Genomic DNA, 20130 nt, shown 5'->3' with positions numbered 1-20130 from the left:
ATAAATTAAACCACGGCGTCTACAACACCCACAGATTCAAGAGAAAATAATATGAGTTACGCTTTCAATCGCCCCGCTTTTCCTGCAACACGCATGCGCCGTATCCGTAAAAATGACCAACTTCGTGCCATGGTCAGAGAAACACACTTAACTACAGACCACCTTATTTATCCTGTTTTTGTTTTACCGGGTCAAAATCAAACACAAGATATTGCAAGTATGCCCAATGTTCAACGCTTATCGGCAGATCTACTGCTTAAAAAAGCAGAAACATTACTTGAACTTGGTGTTTCAAAATTGGCTTTGTTTCCTGTTACGCCTCAAGAGGATAAAAGCTTAGATGCCGCTGCTGCGTGGCGTGAAGATGGTTTAGTACAAACTACATGTCGCTTACTCAAAAAAGAATTACCAGAAATGGTACTCATCACCGATGGTGCACTTGACCCATACACAACACACGGACAAGATGGCATTATCGACGATACAGGCTATGTTTTAAATGATGAAACTGTCGCATGCTTAATCAAACAATCTTTAAGTCATGCAGAAGCAGGAGCAGATATTATTGCACCAAGTGACATGATGGACGGACGGATTGGTGCAATTCGACAGGCACTTGAACAACAAGGGCACATTTACACCAGCATTATGGCTTACTCTGCCAAATATGCCTCTAGCTTTTATGGCCCATTTAGAGATGCCGTAGGTTCTGCAAGCAATTTAAAAGGTGGTAATAAATATAATTACCAAATGGACTTTGGGAATCGTGCAGAAGCACTTCATGAAATTGCTTTGGACATTCAAGAGGGTGCAGATATGGTGATTGTGAAACCCGGTATGCCCTACTTAGATATTGTACGCGAAGTCAAAGACACGTTTGGTATTCCAACATTTATTTATCAAGTCAGTGGCGAATATGCCATGCTCAGTGCCGCCATTCAAAATGGTTGGTTATCGGAACAGGTGATTTTGGAATCTCTGATGAGCTGTCGCCGTGCAGGTGCAGATGGCATATGGACTTATTTTGCTGAAGAAGCTGCACGTAAGCTAAAAAACATGGCTTAAAATTAAAATAAAGAAACAAGCATCATCAGATCATTGGTATGGTGATGCTTGTCACAATATGATCATCAAAGATTAAACATATGCTGAGCCATACGACGAGCCTGTGGGCCAAAAAACCACAACGTCACCAAATAAAATGGCAACCCAATCATGATCACAATAAATAACGCCACCAAAAGAATCTGTGGTTGCAACATATAAAGTTGTATAAATTGCCATACATCTATTTCTGGATGACTCCACGCCTGCCACATATAACTTAATAGAAATCCTGTTAAATTAAACCCCCAAAACAAAAGATTAAAAACCCACGCAAACCGAAACATCTCTTGACGTGTTGGTGCACGCTTTTGTTGCTTTAGAAAAATGTATAAAACTGAAATCATGCTCAATAAATATGGCATAACCATAAAGATCATCGCCAAACTTTTGGGCAGTAAAACCATAAAAATACCGCCTATACAACTAAAGACAAAGCAACACAACAAAAACCATGCATAATACTTTTTCAGTGATACGCCCAAATCACACCTCATCAAAATTTATTAAAAATATTTAAACCATTATGTCAACGTTTTAGCACTATACATCGTTATAGTGAGCATAAGGCCTGTGTATATAGATAAACGTACTGAATCTATGCAGCGCAACAATACTGTACTTTATGTCTACCACTGTAAAGTTGACATTTCAGCCAATGATTTCTCATCACTCGAATCATTGGCTTTTCTTTATCTACATGGCTGTAACAGATTAACCGGTCAATGTAACCGACTTACACAAATCATAGTCTATAGAAAAATAAAGCCTTCATTGAAAATTCACAATATCTGTGCATGATGAATATATCAAATGATCCAACTAGGTTTAAACACATGAAAAAGATTCTCGCAACGCTTTCAACTGTCGTATTGGCTTCAACAGTAACGATGTCTGCTTTTGCAGCAGCGCCAGAAGCAAACGTACCGCCAAAAGCAGATCCAACCAAACCTATGCATGAAAAAACGCACAAACACCGTGATAATGCAGAAAAGAAAGCACACGAACACAAAAAAGGCGCTGAGCACAAAGGGCATCATCACGATGCACCTAAGCATAAACCAGCACCTAAAGCTGACGCAAAAATGTAATTCAATAGTTTTTCAAACACAAGCATTATGTCCTCTTAGACATAATGCTTTTTTTATGGCACTTGTTCGATAATTTGTGCATGACAGTAAATCGGAAAATTTACCGAATTGGCAATCATACATTCATGATGTGCCTGTATATGCAATTTTTGTGCTTGCTCTAGATCTGTACCTTGTTGCACCGTAACCACAGGCTTTAATGTCATTTCTGTAATATGTCCTCTACGCTCTACATCTTGATCCTGCATGAAAGCAGTGGCATGATCTGTATAAGCCAACACCACTACGCCATGCACCGCACATAAGTGCAAATACCACAATTGATGGCATGCAGATGCTGAAGCTAATATTAAATCTTCTGGATTCCAACGCTGTGGGTTTCCTAAATATGCAGGGTCAGCAGAACCTAAAATAAATGGCTTTGAAGGATGTTGAATTTTAAAATCACGCTGATAACTTTTATAGCTTGTCGTACCGTGTCCTAGGTTACCGCACCACTCTAAATCGACGTCATAACGATGTAAGGTCATAATTTGGCTCTTTAATGACAGATGTTTAAAACATAAAATGGGTTACACTTTTTTATGTTTCAATCTACTGTTAAATTAACATCTATACCCACCAAACACTACACATGAGTATCTTATGGCTGTGCATTTTTTTCATACTTCAGACTGGCATTTAGGGCAACTGTTTTACAATTACTCTCGCCACTTTGAACATGAACAATTTCTAACATGGCTCATTGAGCAAATTAAACAAAAACAACCACATGCTCTACTGATATCAGGTGATATTTATGATGTGATTAATCCATCATCTGCCGCACAAAAACAATTATATCAATTTCTTGCTCAAGCCCATGCTGTTGCACCACACATGCAAACGCTCATGATTGCAGGCAATCACGACTCAGGTTATCGTATTGAGCAAATTGAACCCTTACTTGAGAAATATAATGCTAAAACGGTGGGTTTAGTTCGTTGGGATGCAAATCGTCGTTTAGATATAGATCGACTGATTTTACCCATTTACAATCCCAAACAGCAAATTGTAGCATGGTGTATTGCTCTTCCTTTTTTGCGTAATGCCGAAATTACAGGATTTAATGAACATACGCAAGACAGCCAATCTGCGATTGAATATTTACATCAAACACTCATTTTAGAGGCTAAAAAACGTAAAACAGCAGATCAAGCCCTAATCATTATGTCACATGCACATATACAAGGTGGTCAAGAATCTGACTCTGAACGTTGTATTATTGGTCATCAAGAAGCACTTTCAACCACATTATTTGACCATGATGTCGATTATGTTGCCCTTGGCCATTTGCACAAACCACAACAAGTATCACAACCATTTATTCGCTATAGTGGCTCACCAATTCCATTGTCTTTTAGTGAAAAAAATTATAAACATCAAATTGTTGATATTCATATTCATCCTGAGCATACGGTACCTGAGCAACGTCTTTCATTCTCAGCCATTCATATTCCTCGTACTGTTGCACTGCATCGTTTAACAGGTGAGCTTGAAGATGTCATGCAACAATTAAAAGCACTACCTAGTGACAAGGTGATAGAAAACATCGAACAGCGCGAATATGTCGATATTGAATATCAAAGCAATACTCCTCCTCCTTTGAATTTAAGACAACAAATTGAAGACCTTCTCCCAAAACAACAATATCGATTGGTACGTTTAAGTCGTAAACGAATCGCACTTCATCAAGACAGTGAAGCACATTCAAAAATAGATTTAGCACCACCTACGCCAACCCAATTATTTACACACCTTTGGCAAAATATGGGTTACGACAACAATGCTGAAGTACATGCTGATTTTTTAACGTTGCTTCAAGAAGCAGAAGAAAAACAACAGCAAAAAAATACTACGTCATAAGGTGGCTTCATGAAAATTTTATCACTACGTTTAAGCAACCTCGCTTCACTTGCAGGTGAACAATATATTGATTTTGAATCCGAACCTTTGGCTAATGCAGGGTTAATTGCGATCACAGGCAAAACAGGTGCAGGCAAATCCACATTGCTAGATGCCATGTGTTTGGCTTTATTTGATCAAATTCCACGTTTACAAGGGGCAAGTGGCCATTTAAGTGACCCCAATGGCGAAGTAATACAACTAAAAAATTCTAAACATATTTTACGCCGTGGTTGTGTCACAGGCTTTGCAGAAGTCGAATTTGTTGCACTAGATCAAAAGCGTTACAAAGCCCGTTGGGAATTAAGTCGTACACGTAAAAAAGTTGATGGTAAATTTAAACTTGATCGCTCTGTGATATGTCTTGAAGATGCGCGTATCATGACTCAAAAAATAACTGAATGTACACCCTGCATACAGCAATTGATCGGTTTGAGTTTTGAACAATTTACACGTGCAATTTTATTAGCACAATCAGATGTTGGGGCTTTTTTAAAAGCCAAAGACCAAGAGCGTGCAGACTTGCTCGAATACCTCACCAACTCGAGTATTTTTAGCGTTGTGAGCCAGTGCGCTTTTGAAAAAACCAAAGGATTCAAGCAGGAATTAGACAAATTTCAAGACTACATTGGCCATATTGAATTGCTAAGTACCCAAGAAATCGACCATTTAACCGATACTCAACATAAGAAACAACAACAGATCCAAGAGCAACAGCAGCAGATCAAACAATTAGAATATGCAACACAATGGTATGTGCAACACCATCAACTTCAAAAACAACAATACACCTTGCAACAACAATATGTGACCCTCGAAACACAACAGACATCTTATGAGCAAAAAAGACAACGTGTGCTTGAGTTAGAGCAATTTTCACAAGTACAACATCATATTGAAGCTATATACACGACACAATTGAAACAACAACAATTACAACAACAACGTGAGCATTATCTTACCTCATTTAAACACATTGAACACGATGTTCAACAGCAACTACAACTCTGCACAGACGCTGAACAACAATATCAACAACAAGAACAACGACTGAGTCAATTGCAACCCGTATTAGAACAAGGTTTTGCCCTTGATGCGACACGCCAGCAACTTCTCAATCATTATCAACAACAAGAGACGCAACAGCAAAAACTTGAACAACAATTACAATCTGAACAGCAACAATATAAATTACTACAAGAAAAACTCAATGAACTAACCCAACAACAGCATGATATTGATCACACACAACAACAGCTCAAAGATTTCTTGGCCTTGGCCGAAGAACCACGTGCAAATTTAGACAAACTCGAACAATTGCAACAACTATGGCAAAGATTGCAAAAGGCTAAATGCACCGACCTAGACGATTTTGAACAACGTACTCAGTTACTTGCACAACATGTAGAAGAGCTGATTAATAAACACGGTTCACTAGATACACTCACTGAACACAGTGTTTCACAACAACAGCGTCAATACCAACATCAACAAACACAACAACAACTTCAATATTTACTCAAAAATATAGATCATCAACTTGAACAAGAACTTAAACTAGACCAGATAAATACCACATGTACACAATACCAACATGACCTTGAACAATTAGAACAAGATTTAAAACAACATGAATCAGCATATCAACATGCTGAAGAAGCACTCACACAAACACAACAACGACTAGCCGAACAACAGCTTTTACATGCAGACCACATTAAACAGCTCAGATCAAAACTCAAACCAGATCAGGCTTGCATGGTCTGTGGAAGTACCGAACATCCTTTTATTCAACATCAACACATACTTGAAGAATCGCTTGCGCAATTACACACACAGCATGAGCAAACCTACATTGTGGCGAAAGAACATGCTTTACAACAATGGCAAAATAGCCAAAAAAAATATACTCAACGACATCTTGAAATCAATCATTTAAAATCACAAAAAACCGAGTATCAACACCTAATTCAGCAATTAAAAGCACAAATATTACGTGATTTCCACAATCTCAATCTCAATACGCACGCCGATAAAGACAATACAACGCAACTCAAAACGTATTGTCAACAACATGTCAAAACACTTGAGGCGCAACAACAATCTATTGCACAACAGCAAACTAAACTCAAGCAACAACAAGAACAACTGAAAATTAAACAACAACAACTCACTGAGCAACGTCAAACCGCTGTCATTATTGAACAATTCAAAACATTAAAAACAAATATTTTGACCTTACTCGGCTCATCACAACAACAAGCATGGCACGACATGCCCAATCAAGCCATACAACAAACAATACAAGCCATTCAGACGCTAAACGACAGTAAAAACCAACAACAACAGCTGCAAACTCAACGAGATCAACAACAACATAAATGTACTCTGCTAGCGCAACAACAACACACCACTCAACAACAATATGAACAACTGTGTCATGATAAAAACCATACAAAAGAACAAGGTGTTGAAATTGCTTTGACCTTAAAAAATCTTCTTGCTCAGCATGGTGAAAATCAATTAAAAACCACAATGCAATGGCACCAACAGTTACAAACACAACTTAATCATGCTAAACAGACATTTCACACCGCTCAGCAACAGTTAACGGAAAAACAACAGCACTATCACACAAAAAAAAGTGAGTTAGACGCAATCAATCAAGAGCTACAACTGTGGCAACAACACGAACAAACACATCAAATCGCGCAAGAGGATTGGCAAAAACAATTCCCCCATTTTACAACTGCCTTAATCAAAACATGTCTAAGCTATACATCAACAGATCTTCAACAATTACGTGAAGATCTACAGCAGTTTGAACAAGATAAAATGACTCTAGAGACCCAAATTAAACATGTTACAACGCAACTCGATCAGCATCTACAACAGCAACCTGCATATCTCGAAGCAGATTTAGCCCCACTGACTGCCCAACACTTAAATACTCTGAAATCCATTCAGGAAGAAAAAAATCAAATACATTCTCGACTGCTCCTCAACACACAAGCACAACAACAGCATCACACCTACTTAACACAGATTAAAAAATTGCAAGATCAAGTCAACCGTTGGGGGAAAATTTCTGAATTAATTGGAAGCAAAGAAGGTACTAAATTTCAACGGATTGCCCAAGAACATCATTTAGACATTTTAGTCGAATATGCCAATCAACAATTAGCGCCTCTCTCTCAACGCTATGAATTACAACGTATTCAAAACAGTTTAGGGCTAGCCATTATAGATCACGATATGAACAGCGAAGTACGCCCCGTTTTGTCTTTATCTGGTGGGGAAACCTTTTTGGTGTCATTGGCACTGGCACTGGCGCTGGCCAACATGGCATCAGGCGAAATGAAATTAGAATCTTTATTTATTGATGAAGGTTTTGGTACTTTAGATCCAAGCTCATTACATATTGTTATGGATGCGCTTGATCGCTTACAAAGTCAGGGACGGAAAGTCGTTTTAATTTCACACGTACAGGAAATGCATGAGCGTATTCCTGTACAAATTCAAGTCAAAGCCATGGGTTCAGGCGCAAGTCAAGTTCATATTATCGGATAAAAAACTATCGCAGGTTGTCGTAACGTATACTACGACTACGATAACCACTGACCTCATCACCTGCATCGGGGCTTAAACGCCACGTATCAATCAAAGACAATAATGAAAACAAGGCAATAATAACAAATGCCCAATGAAAGTCTGATAATGTGGGTTCATCATGACCAAAAACAAACATAAAACCACGTAACACTAAAGCAGCAAGCGCAACACCCATGGCCAAACTAATTTGAAAAAACAAACTAAACTGTGTGGTTGCATAGCGTTTATCTTGTGGCAAAACATCTGCAAAACTTAAAGAGTTATAGCAGGTAAATTGTAAAGAACGACTCAAACCACTTAAAAACATACAGGCCATCATCACCCAATGGGGGGTATTCACTGTAAACCATGCACACATGGCAATACTACACGCACCCACAACGGCATTGACCAGTAAAATTTTACGAAAACCAAATCTACGCATTAAAAACGTAGTAAAAGGTTTCATGAGTAAGTTCCCTAAAAACACCGCCAAAAGTAATAATCCAGCGTCTAAAGGAGACAGCCCAAATACCTCTTGAAACATCAGTGGCAATAAAAACGGCAATGCACTCATCGCAATGCGTGCAACTGACCCACCAAAAATACTTGCAGAGAATGTCTCTTGTTTAAATGCATCAAATTTCAGTAAAGGCGCATCTGAACGGCGCATGTACAATACAGAAATCGTAAATAATAAAGCACCAAAGATCACCAAGCCCAAATAACTGACGGCATTACTAATATCTTGGCCAATACGCTCCATGCCATAGACCACGCTTGCACAGGCCAAGGCCAGTAATGCAAAACCAATCCAATCAAATGGTGCAATATCCTCATTAATATCATTATCTAACAGTTTTAAACTTGCCCAAATTGCCAGTATGCCTAAAGGTACATTAATATAAAAAATCCATTGCCATGAAAGTTGTGTAACGATTAAACCACCTAAGGCAGGTGCTATTACAGGCGCGATTAGCCCCGGCCACGTAATATAAGCAATCACTTTCACTAAATGCTCTTTTGGTGCCAATCGCATCGCAACCAATCGCCCCACAGGCACCATCATTGCCCCACCAATGCCTTGCAATGCCCTTGCAAAAGTAAAAACCGATTTAGTTTGACTCAAGGCACATAAAATCGATGCTAAAACAAATAAAATAATGGCCGTAACAAAAATACGGCGTGCACCATAACGCTCTGCAAGCCAACCACTCACTGGAATAAATACTGCAACTGCCACCAAATAAACCGTTAAACCGATATTTAAGTTAATCGGTGCAACACGAAATGTATCTGCCATGGCGGGCAAGGCGGTAACAATAATAGTGGCATCTAAATTTTCCATAAAAAATGTCAATGCCACCAACAATGCCGTATATTTTATTTTTTGCTCTTGCACCAAAAAATCACCTATCTTGACTATAATCACGAGCACCAAATAAAGCGGTACCTATTCGTACTAATGTGGACCCTGCTTGTATGGCTGGTAATAAATCACCCGACATTCCCATACTCAGCGTATCCCATGATTGTAGTGTTGGGTAAGCCAAAGCGACCTTTTTAAATAATGCTTGAGCATCAAAAAAAGCCTGTGTATGGTTGGGTGCAGGAATCACCATTAAACCTCTGAGCTGAATGTGTGGTAATTGTTGTATCTTTTCAACCATTGCTATGACATCTTCTGGTGCACAACCATCTTTACTGTCTTGAGCATCAATATTGACTTGTATGCATATATTCAAAGGTGGTAATTCGTGGCCACGTTGTTCAGACAATCGTTGTGCAATGATCAAACGATCTACCCCATGAACCCACGAAAAATGAGCAGCAATCAATTTGGTTTTATTACGTTGTACGTGTCCAATAAAATGCCATTGTATCTCTAAATCTTTTAACTCATCTATTTTATGACAGGCTTCTTGTAAATAATTTTCACCAAAAGACCGCTGACCGACATCATACATGGCACGTACAGTATCAGCATCATGAGTTTTGGATACTGCAAGGAGTTTTGCAACATCTGTGCGATGTGCAAGATCACATGCATGTTGAATCTGCTGTAACACTTGGTTTCTGGCTTGAGAAAAATCTTGCATGATAAAAACTCTGAGTATTTTTACGCTTTTTTAATAAAGCATTGGTCTGAGATCAATAAAGTCGTTATTATTCTATAAAAATAATGTTCCAAAAGACATCGCCTTGGGGGAAATATGGACATTACTGAGCTACTCGCATTTTCAGTAAAAAATAAAGCATCTGATTTACATTTATCGGCAGGTTTACCACCGATGATTCGAGTTGACGGTGACGTAAAACGCATCAATTTACCTGATTTAAGTCATAAAGAAGTTTATAAGCTTATATATGACATTATGACAGATAAACAGCGCCAAGACTTTGAAGAGAATTTGGAAACTGACTTTTCTTTTGAAGTACCAAATTTAGCACGTTTTCGTGTCAATGCATTTAACCAAAACCGTGGTGCAGGCGCTGTATTTCGAACGATTCCATCAAAAATTCTATCCTTAGATCAACTGGGTTTAGGCTCAATTTTTCAACAAATTTGTGATTTCCCTCGTGGCTTAGTGCTAGTGACAGGCCCGACAGGATCAGGAAAATCAACCACTTTGGCAGCCATGTTAGACTATATCAATCAAACTCGCTTTGATCACATACTGACCATTGAAGATCCGATTGAATTTGTACATCAACCTCAAAAATGTCTGATTAATCAGCGTGAAGTACACCGAGATACATTTAGTTTTAATAATGCACTTCGCTCTGCATTACGTGAAGATCCAGACATTATTTTAGTCGGAGAAATGCGTGATTTAGAAACTATTCGTTTGGCGTTAAGCGCGGCTGAAACAGGACATTTAGTTTTTGGTACATTGCACACCACCTCTGCGGCTAAAACCATTGACCGTATTGTAGACGTTTTCCCATCTGAAGAAAAAAGTATGGTTCGTGCCATGTTGTCAGAATCATTACAAGCTGTCATTTCTCAGGCATTACTGAAAAAAAATGGCGGGGGTCGTGTTGCTGCACATGAAATCATGTTAGGAATCCCATCTATTCGTAACCTGATTCGTGAAAACAAAATTGCACAAATGTACTCTGCCATTCAAACCAATGCAGGTATAGGCATGTGTACACTAGACCAAAGCTTAAAAGGCTTGGTACAAAAAAACATGATCAGTAAAGAAGCTGCACGTACCGCTGCCAAACAACCAGATTCATTCAATTAACAGTAGGTAATCAACGAATGGGAATGAATTTTAATGACTTGCTTCAAGTCATGAGTGATAAAAAAGGTTCAGACTTATTTATTACTGCAGATCTTGAGCCTCTTGTGAAAATCAATGGGCAATTGACACCACTTGCACGCACAAAAATGAGTGCTGAGTTAATTCGTCAGCTGATTCATTCTATTATGAATGAACAGCAACGTGCCGAATTTAAAGACACCAAAGAATGTAACTTTGCCATTACTAGTGGTGCAGATGGACGTCGTTTTCGAGTCAGTGCATTTTACCAGCGCGATATGCCTGGTATGGTCATTCGCCGTATTGAAAACGTGATTCCCCTCACAGAAGAGTTAAAACTCCCTGCGGTGCTCAAAAAATTAATCATGGAAAAACGAGGGATTATTTTATTTGTAGGCGGTACAGGTACAGGTAAATCGACGTCGTTGGCATCGTTAATTGGGCATCGTAATCGTAGTAGTCATGGCCACATTATTACCATTGAAGACCCTGTCGAATTTATCCATCAACATGCAGGATGTATTATTACGCAACGTGAAGTGGGGATCGATACCAAGTCTTTTGAAGTTGCCCTGAAAAACACCCTCAGACAAGCGCCTGATGTAATTTTGATTGGTGAGATTAGAACCACTGAAGTAATGAGTTATGCACTCAACTTTGCCGAAACAGGACATTTAGTATTAGCAACAATGCATGCCAACAATGCAAACCAAGCCATTGATCGAATTGTCAATTTCTTTGACAGTGAGCGGCATCATCAAATTCAAATGGATTTGTCTTTAAACCTAAAAGCCATTGTGGCACAACAGTTAATTCCAACTCCAGACAAAAAGTCACGCCGTGCTGCAATTGAAATTTTGATTAATAGTCCACTGATTTCAGAATACATTCGCAAAGGACAAATTAATCAAATTAAAGAGATTATGACCAAGTCTAAAGAGTTAGGCATGCAAACATTTGATATGTCGTTACTTGATCTTTATCAAGAAGGTGCTATTTCTTATGAAGATGCACTCAAACATGCCGATGCACCTAACGATTTAAGACTAAAAATTAAACTGTCTGGCGATCAACCTAAAGATGACACCGTACCTCGTCAGTTGTCTATTGATCCTTAACCCTACCGACATACAATTGAAAGGGTTGATTAACCCTTTCAATCATGTTTGTGGTCTTTATGTACACATTACTTCTTACGTGAAGCGTCTTGGCATTCTTGATCACTACAAAACCCATACAAGTTTAAAGAGTGGCCAGTCAATGTGAAACCAAATTTTTTGGCAACCTCATGCTGTTCGTTTTCAATTAAGTCATTGCTAAATTCAAGCACTTTATTACAGTTTTGGCAGACCAAGTGATCATGGTGACTGTCTTGCATGATTTCAAAAACAGAATGATTGTTTTCAAAATTAAGACGTTGCACAATACCGACTGCTTCAAATTGAGTTAATACACGATACACTGTTGCAAGGCCAACATCTTCACCTTGATCCAATAGTGTTTTATAAATATCTTCTGCACTTAAGTGATGTGGCTTAGATGTTTCAAGTAATTCCAAGATTTTAATCCTTGGCAGGGTTACTTTCAATCCAGCTTTACGTAAGTCTTGATTTGAAATGGCCATACAGAGTCTCTCAACTATTTTTAAGTAGTAATATGCAATAGGGTTTAGATGCAGTATGATCTATGATTGAATGAAATGCATCAAAATTGATTTGGATAGTGTAGCAAAATGCAAAAAATTATTTTGACGACTTTACTCGTCAGTTCAATGCTCGGTGGTTGTGTTTATAAAATTGACATTCCGCAAGGAACACCGCTTATAAAAACACAGGCATCTCAAGTTCAACCTGGTATGACTTACCAACAGGTACGTTTTTTACTGGGCAGTCCTACAATTGCCGATCCACTCAACCCACTGCGTTGGGATTATATTTACAATTACATTCCTGGCACATATGCAAAAAAGGCAAAAATTGCTGAAGCAAAAGGCCAACACCTTAAAATTTACTTCGACAACTCGGGTGTCGTCAGCCGTATAGAAGGGTTAGACAGCATCCCAAATACGCAACCAGGGCTTCCTGCTGCAAAAGAAGCATTGTAAATATGAGCTAAGTTTAATAACTTTCATCCGACTTAGTCAAAGAAAACCCCCAAATCTGGGGGTTTTTCTTTCGGTTAGAACTATCGTTTAAAACGATTGCTTTCTTTTTGTGCTCTAGTCTGCATGGGCTTTTGTTGAGCACGGTTGCGACGAATATCTTTTGGATTAATCATCAATGGCCTATAAATTTCTACACGATCACCTTCTTGTAAAGTGTGTGCCAAACTTAGCATTTTTTCTCCAAAAATCCCCACACAAAGTGGAAGTTCTAAGTTCGCCTTGCTGACAATATCACTTGCATCAATGGCATCTTGAATCGTCATGCCAGAGTGAAAATCAACATGTATATAATACTGTTGAGACTCAGATGCATAAGCCACCCATACATCATTCATTTAGAAATATCCTGCAAATACAGCACAGATTGCAACAATGATACTTAAAGGAGCAACAATACGTACCGCAATACGCCAAAGATTATAATAAATCTCATTGCTAAAATTAAGTACTTTTCGTAGATGACTAATTTTCATCATCCACCCTGCAAACAAACTATACAACAAGCAACTCACAAGCCCCCAAAGCATGAGTACAAGATTAAATAGGCGATGTGCATGCGGTATGACCCAAATAAGTAATGCACCCAATATGATTAAATAGACAGCAATGACATTAATGTTACGCTCAATCAGTTGTTGTCTCGCCAATTGTAAAAGCCACGCCGCTGCAAAAACCACCGCTAAAAGGAATGTTAAAGCAGGAATATCAGCACGTATGGTAAAAAAACCAAAAACAACAACTGCAAATACTTGTGCTAACCAAACAGGAATGACCAATTGACTTGAACGTTCTGTATTTAAAATTTGATGTAAACTGGTTTGTGCATAAATTCCTAAGCCTAAACCACTGGCAATCAATGCAAGTACAGTTGCACTGCCCCACTCAGAAAACACAATATTGGTGGTGTGCCACACCAAAGGGGCATAGCCAAATACATAGCTAGTCGCCCATGAAACCAATACTGCCACGACACTTACACCTGCCAACCACAATCGAGGAGCAAATGAAAGTAACATCGCAAACATGGCTAAGACTAAAAAAACCAACTCTGAACGTATTGGTAGATGTACAAACTGACCAATGAGTGTATAACTATTATTGAGCAGTGCGCCTGCAAGAAAGGGAATAAAGATGACAGATAACCACCCCACTATTCTCCATTGAAAAGCGGCATCAGCCTCTCTTGTCAGCATCATAAACGCATTTAATATACTTGTTTTTGCACGTTTCACTAATGCATATTCTAAATAGGTCAATGGCAACGATACGACCAAAACGATCAACAACCACAATAACCAAAAGTCAAATTGACGATCAATTTGAAATCCCAACATCGGTGCCAAACTTGTAATGAGCACCAATGACATACAAAATGCAAGTAACGGTGACAACCATCGAGACATGAGTCTGTCCTGTATCTAAATTATTTAAAAATGATACGCTATTTTGCCTTTCTGATCACAGAAAATCAAAAGTTGTTGCTCACTCATCACTGCATTCACGTTGTTTTTATCAACCTTATGCAAAAAATCGAGCCAACCATCCTTTTTTCTTTTGTTTTTCTTGAATGAGTTGCTTCATATTTTCTTTAACCGCGCCCACATAATCTGCATCATCATGCTTAATATGATTAATTAACCATTTGGTTAAAACCTGATATAAATCATCTTCAATGGGTTCACCTTTTAAAAAGCGTAAACGATAGTCTTCAATTTTTTTAATAAATAAATCATGTACTTTTTTATGTGGAACACTAAATTGATAACCTGCTTCTTCTTGCAAGCTTTCTTCAAAGGTAAAATGAGATTGTGTGTAATCAATAATATTATCTAAAATTTCTTTGACTTTTTCACGATCATGTGTAAAGCACACCTCATCTATATCATTAATATAATGCAAAATTCGTTTGTGTTGCTCATCAATGACTTCTATCCCTGTTTCAAAATTTGCATTCCAAGAAATTTTCATTATTCCCCCTTATTTTTACTTTATATTATGATCTAAATCATATGATATATAATTTTATCTTATTGAAAAATAATAAAAAAATCCGACTATTTTAGGTGGTTTAATAAATGTTTGAATTTGTTATAGTTACTGATAAAGTAGAGTAAAAGAATCAAGTATTATTTAATCAAATCAAATACTTCTTAACATTCAACCCTATAGTATTTAGCTTGAACTTTCAGAAAACAATTCAACCATCACAACGCCCACAACAATCAATCCCATGCCAATATACACTGGTAAATTGAGTTTTTGCCCCATAAAAAAGTGTGCAACCACAGCACAACCCATTGCACCCAATCCACCCCAAAGCGCATAAACAACACTCATGGGTAAATGTTTTAGTGCCAAACCTGCAAAAACAAAAGTAATGGCATAACACACCAAACTCAATACGGTGGCTTTATAGTTTGAAAAACCATGTGCTTGTGTTAAGAAAAACATCATTAAAATATCAATAATAATCACACAAGCCAAATACAAATATCCGAGGTTAGCTAAAATAAAACTTGGCATAAAAATCTCATATCCTTTATTTTTAACACTATACTTTATGTAAAAGGATACATAAGATAGACCTTTCGTCAGTTGACATCTTTTTTTAAAAATTACACAGCATCATAGGTTTTGTACATATGCGAACCAAAAAATTATCATTGGTCGTTGTACCCTTATTACTCACAGCATGTAGCGATGATATATTACAACAAGATGTTTACAATCATCAGTATGACTGTCAGCAAGATTGGCATCTCGAATTATGCGATGAACAACAAACTACCCTATCTAGTGATTATACAAGATATTTAGGGCCTCAATATTATCGAACAAACCGTAAAGTTCGTTATTTAGGTCAAGTCGTTAAAGCGTCTGGGCGACGACGCAATGGCCCCCCAATCATCTCCACACACATCAACCCCGATGCTAAATCAACCCCTATTCGGGGTGGCTTTGGTGGATCAGGACAGTCAAATAGTTCAGGTGGAGGTTAGTTCGTGAAAAGAGTTATCCTACCAAAACGCACACAGTGGGAAAAAGAGCATCAAAAAATTGGTTTTGATTACTTTAACCTTCCTTCAGAAGATGGATCAATCTACTGGTCAGAAGGGGTTGCCTATGAGTTTCACTTAACACATATTGAACAACTTGAAGATGCAGCCAATGAATTGCATCAAATGTGCCTTGATCTTGTACAAGATATGATTACTCGTGGTAATTACCCCGCTTATTTTCAACTTCCCAACGCGGCCATTTCTTGTATTGAGCACACATGGAAAACCAATGCACCTATGCTATATGGGCGTTTTGATGTTGCATATGATGGTCACAATATCAAAATGTTAGAATACAATGCAGATACACCAACGGGTCTACTCGAAGCATCTGTTGCACAGTGGCTTTGGCTCGAACAAGTGTCATCGATTCCTCACCGTGATCAATTCAACCATATTCATGAAGCACTTATTGAGCGTTGGCAAACACTGTATTCACCGAATACCACCATTCACTTTGCTGCGTGCCAAAGTGCAGGACGTGAAGACTGGGGAAATTTAGAATATTTGATGGATACTGCATTTCAAGCAGGGCTCAATGTCAGTGAATTATCTATGGATAATATTGGTTGGAATCATCAACATTTTGTCGACCTTAATCATCAAGTTATTCAACATTTATTTAAATTGTATCCATGGGAGTGGATTTGGGAGGAAAATTTTTCAAAATACATTCAACTACCACATATGCAGTGGATTGAACCGTGTTGGAAAATGTTGCTTTCTAATAAAGCGCTATTGGTTTCATTGTGGCAACGATTCCCCAATCACCCACTTCTGTTAGAAACACATGCGTACCATCCTCAACACAGCTATGCTGGAAAATGGGTACGTAAGCCAATACTTGCACGTGAAGGTGCAAATATTCACATATTGCAAGATAGTATTGACCGTGGAAAAGCATCGGGTAGTTTTTATTTTAAAGATTACGATAAACATGGCTATGTGGCACAACGTTGGGTAGATACCCCCTTACACCAAGGCATGTTGCCCACACTCGGACTATGGATGGTTGGACATCAGTGCAAAGGAATGTCTATTCGTGAAGATGCATGCACAATCATAGGAAATGATGCCCATTTTGTACCACATTACTTTATAGAGTAAGTGGCAATATTCAGAAATTGTGTTTTGGTGGTTGATTTAACTACGATCAATTGCCACTGCTTTCATATAAAACCTTAAACGCGTAAAAAAGAGGATTTGTAAAATTACAGTGAACAGTGAAATACTCCATTCAAACCACGTATCAAATGCTGTACCTTCCAAATTCAATCCAAAATACAGCCCAACCATGAGAAAACCGAAAGCAACTCCTGCTGTTGTATTTTGCACTAAAATGGGAAAAGATAACGCTGTCATCCGCTCTAAAAAATGTTGTCCTTCATCACCACCATTGGCTTTATACGCACAGTGAATACCAATAAAAATAATAGTTAGCGTAGATACACCTTCAAAACCAATAATGTTCAATTCACTATAAGGAGAATACATCCCGTAGTAGTACACTAAAGTGATGAGTAATGCAGTCATCAAGTAATAGTTTTTATAATGCTTTTTATTGAGCGTATTGGCTGATAACTCTTGTGCTAAAGCTTTGGTATTCCAAAAATACATGACGTTGTCATCTCTTGTATGGTGTACAAAGCTACTGTATCAACAGTCATAGAAAAGAGAAAGTTAAAATCGATCAAAAACGCGTTGAACATGCTATAACAAATTTTAAATCAGTCACTAAAAATACATAGACTCAATCAAAAATTATTTTAGCATCTACACAGGCTTAAAGTATCTGTGCTTGAAGTAAACCGATGGAGGTGGCCAATGTTTTTGCCACCTTATCGATGATTAGTAAATATCTGCTTGAGTAATACGGCGTAACGATGGATCTTTGGCTTCCCTTGCTAATCGATCAATGTAAGTTTGTGCAGTTTTTACCAAATCGCCATTTTGAAATAAAATAAGCTCACCTGGTTTAAATGCTGTCCACACTTCATCTGTCAAAGGCTCTGTGGTTACTACAGCCACTCGATCTTGAGGCGTTGTCACTGTACTAAAATCAATTTCCACATCTAGATCAACCAAACGAGCTAAACCAAATGGATAACCTCGCACCGTCCAACTGAGCTTAGTGACAGCATAACTAAATAATGCCTCACCATTGGATAAGCAAAAATTGAATGTGCCGAATTCTGAAATTTCGGGTGCAATTTCTTCTAAAACAGCAAATACTTCTTCCACTTTAGGTTCTTTATAACCAAAATGTTCAACTAAACGATCTAGCAAATAGCAAAATGCATATTCGCTGTCTGTGTTACCAATGGGTGTAAAACGACCGCTAAGTTCAGGTGCAAAGTCATGCAAGTCACCATTGTGAGCAAATAACCAATGACGCCCCCACAGTTCACGCACAAAAGGGTGCGAATTTTGGAAGGTCACTTGCCCTCGAGTCGCTTTACGAATATGTGCAATGACATTTTTGGATTTAATGGGATAGTTGCGAATTAACTCACCAATCGGTGATTGCATCGCAGACTTATTGTCAACAAACAAACGGCATGCTCGGTCTTCAAAAAAACCGATTCCAAAACCGTCGCAGTGATCTGATGTAATCCCTGCACGCTGTGAAAATCCTTTAAAAGAAAAGGTCACATCCGTAGGTTCAGCACAATTAATTCCGAGGAGTTGGCACATGGCGTTACTTACATCGTTGATTTGTTTAACACTGTTATAATTTAGCCCAACGTCTTAATCTTGTAAATTAGTTTTTATATCGTTCTTTATGTATTTTTTTCATAAAGGATGTTTATTTATAAAAAGTCATTGATTATTAAATAGATATATAGTTTTTGATGAAAATAGCACGACCAATAAAAAAACGATTTATCTACACATTCTAAAAATAATGAGACTTAAAACGCAATTGTAGTCACGATTGGATGTGGGTAAAATTTACCCACATATGATTCATTCGATTTCACCATTTATTTTTGTATTAAACGATTCGAAATCAAAGTACCCACACCATGGTCTGTAAATACCTCAAGCAACGTAGCATGTGGTACTCGACCATCGACAATGTGAGCACTCACGACACCACCTTTAACAGCATCTAACGCACAACCTACTTTAGGAATCATTCCGCCATAAATCACGCCCGTTTCAATTAAACGATCGACTTCTTGAGTGGTCAAGCCTGTAAGTAAATTTTTATTTTGATCTAATACACCTGTAATATTGGTGAGTAAAATCAATTTTTCTGCACCTAAAGCCTCGGCAACCTTACCTGCAACAAGATCTGCATTAATATTATAAGTATCGCCATGCTCATCCACCCCTAAAGGTGCAATGACAGGAATAAAGTCACTTTGGGTAAACATTTCTAATACATCTGTTTTCACCCCGACCACTTCCCCCACCATACCAAGATCAATTTTCTCTATGCTTCCATCTGTGGTTTTTTTTTCCATCAGTAATTTTTGAGCATGTAACAAATTGCCATCTTTACCTGTTAAACCAATTGCACGGCCACCATGTTGGTTAATTAAATTTACAATAGATTTATTCACACTCCCACCAAGCACCATTTCAACCACATCCATAGTCGCTTTGTCGGTCACACGCATACCGTCTATACGGTCAGACTCTTGTCCGAGTTTTTTTAGTAGTGCATCGACTTGCGGTCCACCGCCATGCACAACAATAGGGTTCAATCCCACAGTTTTCAGCAATACAATATCACGTGCAAATGAGCTTTCGAGTGCAGGATCAGTCATGGCATTACCGCCATATTTAACCACCAATGTTTTACCTGCAAAACGTTGAATATATGGCAAAGCTTCTGTTAAAACGTGTGCTTTGTCCAAACCCATATGTTGATGTGCCATAGTATGTCCTTTGATTTACTG

21 protein-coding genes are annotated in these 20130 nt (G+C 38.1%); 9 read left to right on the top strand and 12 right to left on the bottom strand.

The features are described from left to right. The first annotated feature begins 51 nt into the window (after positions 1 to 51). Positions 52 to 1065: a porphobilinogen synthase gene (gene hemB / locus I2F17_RS03105; RefSeq protein WP_196423416.1), complete on the top strand. Its 1014-nt coding sequence runs from the start codon at positions 52 to 54 to the stop codon at positions 1063 to 1065. A gap of 65 nt (positions 1066 to 1130) precedes the next feature. Here the strand turns inward: hemB and I2F17_RS03100 are convergent, their stop codons facing one another. Beyond that, positions 1131 to 1601, bottom strand: a complete 471-nt coding sequence (locus tag I2F17_RS03100; RefSeq protein ID WP_235985127.1) for an ABZJ_00895 family protein — start codon at positions 1599 to 1601, stop codon at positions 1131 to 1133. A gap of 339 nt (positions 1602 to 1940) precedes the next feature. On the opposite strand from I2F17_RS03100, the gene I2F17_RS03095 reads away from it, so the two are divergent. Then, positions 1941 to 2195, top strand: a complete 255-nt coding sequence (locus tag I2F17_RS03095) for a hypothetical protein (RefSeq protein ID WP_196423414.1) — start codon at positions 1941 to 1943, stop codon at positions 2193 to 2195. 53 nt (positions 2196 to 2248) lie between these two features. Here I2F17_RS03095 and I2F17_RS03090 read toward each other — a convergent pair whose 3' ends face one another. Further along, positions 2249 to 2725: an OsmC family protein gene (locus I2F17_RS03090; RefSeq protein ID WP_211139067.1), complete on the bottom strand. Its 477-nt coding sequence runs from the start codon at positions 2723 to 2725 to the stop codon at positions 2249 to 2251. 115 nt (positions 2726 to 2840) lie between these two features. Between I2F17_RS03090 and I2F17_RS03085 the strand changes: the two genes are divergently transcribed. Together I2F17_RS03085 and I2F17_RS03080 are read left to right on the top strand one after the other, a co-directional pair. Continuing rightward, a complete protein-coding gene (locus I2F17_RS03085) occupies positions 2841 to 4100 on the top strand; it encodes an exonuclease SbcCD subunit D (RefSeq protein WP_211139066.1) in 1260 nt (419 codons plus the stop codon). 9 nt (positions 4101 to 4109) lie between these two features. After that, complete coding sequence (locus tag I2F17_RS03080; RefSeq protein WP_211139065.1) at positions 4110 to 7709, top strand: AAA family ATPase; 3600 nt, start codon at positions 4110 to 4112, stop codon at positions 7707 to 7709. Positions 7710 to 7713: 4 nt separating this feature from the next. Here the strand turns inward: I2F17_RS03080 and I2F17_RS03075 are convergent, their stop codons facing one another. After that, positions 7714 to 9132 carry an MFS transporter gene (locus I2F17_RS03075; RefSeq protein WP_328705917.1) on the bottom strand — a complete coding sequence of 473 codons (1419 nt, stop codon included), beginning with the start codon at positions 9130 to 9132 and terminating at the stop codon, positions 7714 to 7716. Positions 9133 to 9139: 7 nt separating this feature from the next. Then, the gene (locus I2F17_RS03070; protein WP_196423410.1) at positions 9140 to 9829 is read right to left on the bottom strand and encodes a YggS family pyridoxal phosphate-dependent enzyme; all 690 of its coding nucleotides are present in this window, start codon (positions 9827 to 9829) and stop codon (positions 9140 to 9142) included. A 114-nt stretch (positions 9830 to 9943) separates the two neighbouring features. Here I2F17_RS03070 and I2F17_RS03065 point away from each other — a divergent pair, with 114 nt between their 5' ends. Beyond that, on the top strand, positions 9944 to 10981 hold the full coding sequence (locus I2F17_RS03065) for a type IV pilus twitching motility protein PilT (RefSeq protein ID WP_196423409.1): 1038 nt from the start codon (positions 9944 to 9946) through the stop codon (positions 10979 to 10981). Positions 10982 to 11004: 23 nt separating this feature from the next. Next, entirely contained in the window at positions 11005 to 12117 is a 1113-nt protein-coding gene (locus tag I2F17_RS03060; RefSeq protein WP_196423427.1) for a PilT/PilU family type 4a pilus ATPase, read from the top strand. Positions 12118 to 12185: 68 nt separating this feature from the next. Here the strand turns inward: I2F17_RS03060 and fur are convergent, their stop codons facing one another. Then, entirely contained in the window at positions 12186 to 12623 is a 438-nt protein-coding gene (gene fur, locus I2F17_RS03055) for a ferric iron uptake transcriptional regulator (protein WP_092747768.1), read from the bottom strand. Between the two features lie 108 nt (positions 12624 to 12731). Between fur and I2F17_RS03050 the strand changes: the two genes are divergently transcribed. Further along, a complete protein-coding gene (locus tag I2F17_RS03050; protein ID WP_196423408.1) occupies positions 12732 to 13103 on the top strand; it encodes an outer membrane protein assembly factor BamE in 372 nt (123 codons plus the stop codon). A gap of 80 nt (positions 13104 to 13183) precedes the next feature. Here the strand turns inward: I2F17_RS03050 and I2F17_RS03045 are convergent, their stop codons facing one another. The 4 genes from I2F17_RS03045 to I2F17_RS03030 all read right to left on the bottom strand — a co-directional run bounded on the left by I2F17_RS03045 (position 13184) and on the right by I2F17_RS03030 (position 15686). Then, positions 13184 to 13498, bottom strand: a complete 315-nt coding sequence (locus tag I2F17_RS03045) for an RnfH family protein (protein WP_196423407.1) — start codon at positions 13496 to 13498, stop codon at positions 13184 to 13186. After that, a complete protein-coding gene (locus tag I2F17_RS03040) occupies positions 13499 to 14581 on the bottom strand; it encodes a hypothetical protein (RefSeq protein ID WP_196423426.1) in 1083 nt (360 codons plus the stop codon). Between the two features lie 100 nt (positions 14582 to 14681). Then, positions 14682 to 15131: a bacteriohemerythrin gene (locus I2F17_RS03035; protein WP_196423406.1), complete on the bottom strand. Its 450-nt coding sequence runs from the start codon at positions 15129 to 15131 to the stop codon at positions 14682 to 14684. A 204-nt stretch (positions 15132 to 15335) separates the two neighbouring features. Then, positions 15336 to 15686, bottom strand: a complete 351-nt coding sequence (locus I2F17_RS03030) for a DMT family transporter (protein ID WP_196423405.1) — start codon at positions 15684 to 15686, stop codon at positions 15336 to 15338. A gap of 119 nt (positions 15687 to 15805) precedes the next feature. Between I2F17_RS03030 and I2F17_RS03025 the strand changes: the two genes are divergently transcribed. Together I2F17_RS03025 and I2F17_RS03020 are read left to right on the top strand one after the other, a co-directional pair. After that, entirely contained in the window at positions 15806 to 16162 is a 357-nt protein-coding gene (locus tag I2F17_RS03025; protein WP_196423404.1) for a hypothetical protein, read from the top strand. Positions 16163 to 16165: 3 nt separating this feature from the next. Continuing rightward, positions 16166 to 17329, top strand: coding sequence for a glutathionylspermidine synthase family protein (locus I2F17_RS03020; protein WP_211139064.1), 1164 nt, complete (start codon positions 16166 to 16168; stop codon positions 17327 to 17329). Positions 17330 to 17365: 36 nt separating this feature from the next. Here I2F17_RS03020 and I2F17_RS03015 read toward each other — a convergent pair whose 3' ends face one another. The 3 genes from I2F17_RS03015 to argB all read right to left on the bottom strand — a co-directional run bounded on the left by I2F17_RS03015 (position 17366) and on the right by argB (position 20109). Beyond that, the gene (locus I2F17_RS03015; protein WP_196423402.1) at positions 17366 to 17839 is read right to left on the bottom strand and encodes a hypothetical protein; all 474 of its coding nucleotides are present in this window, start codon (positions 17837 to 17839) and stop codon (positions 17366 to 17368) included. Between the two features lie 231 nt (positions 17840 to 18070). Continuing rightward, a complete protein-coding gene (locus I2F17_RS03010) occupies positions 18071 to 18916 on the bottom strand; it encodes a class II glutamine amidotransferase (protein ID WP_211139063.1) in 846 nt (281 codons plus the stop codon). 290 nt (positions 18917 to 19206) lie between these two features. Continuing rightward, entirely contained in the window at positions 19207 to 20109 is a 903-nt protein-coding gene (argB, locus tag I2F17_RS03005; RefSeq protein WP_196423400.1) for an acetylglutamate kinase, read from the bottom strand. Positions 20110 to 20130 lie beyond the last annotated feature (21 nt).

This window comes from Acinetobacter baretiae, from assembly GCF_015627105.1.
GTDB lineage: Bacteria > Pseudomonadota > Gammaproteobacteria > Pseudomonadales > Moraxellaceae > Acinetobacter > Acinetobacter baretiae.
This window is presented reverse-complemented; position numbering and strand designations above follow the sequence as displayed.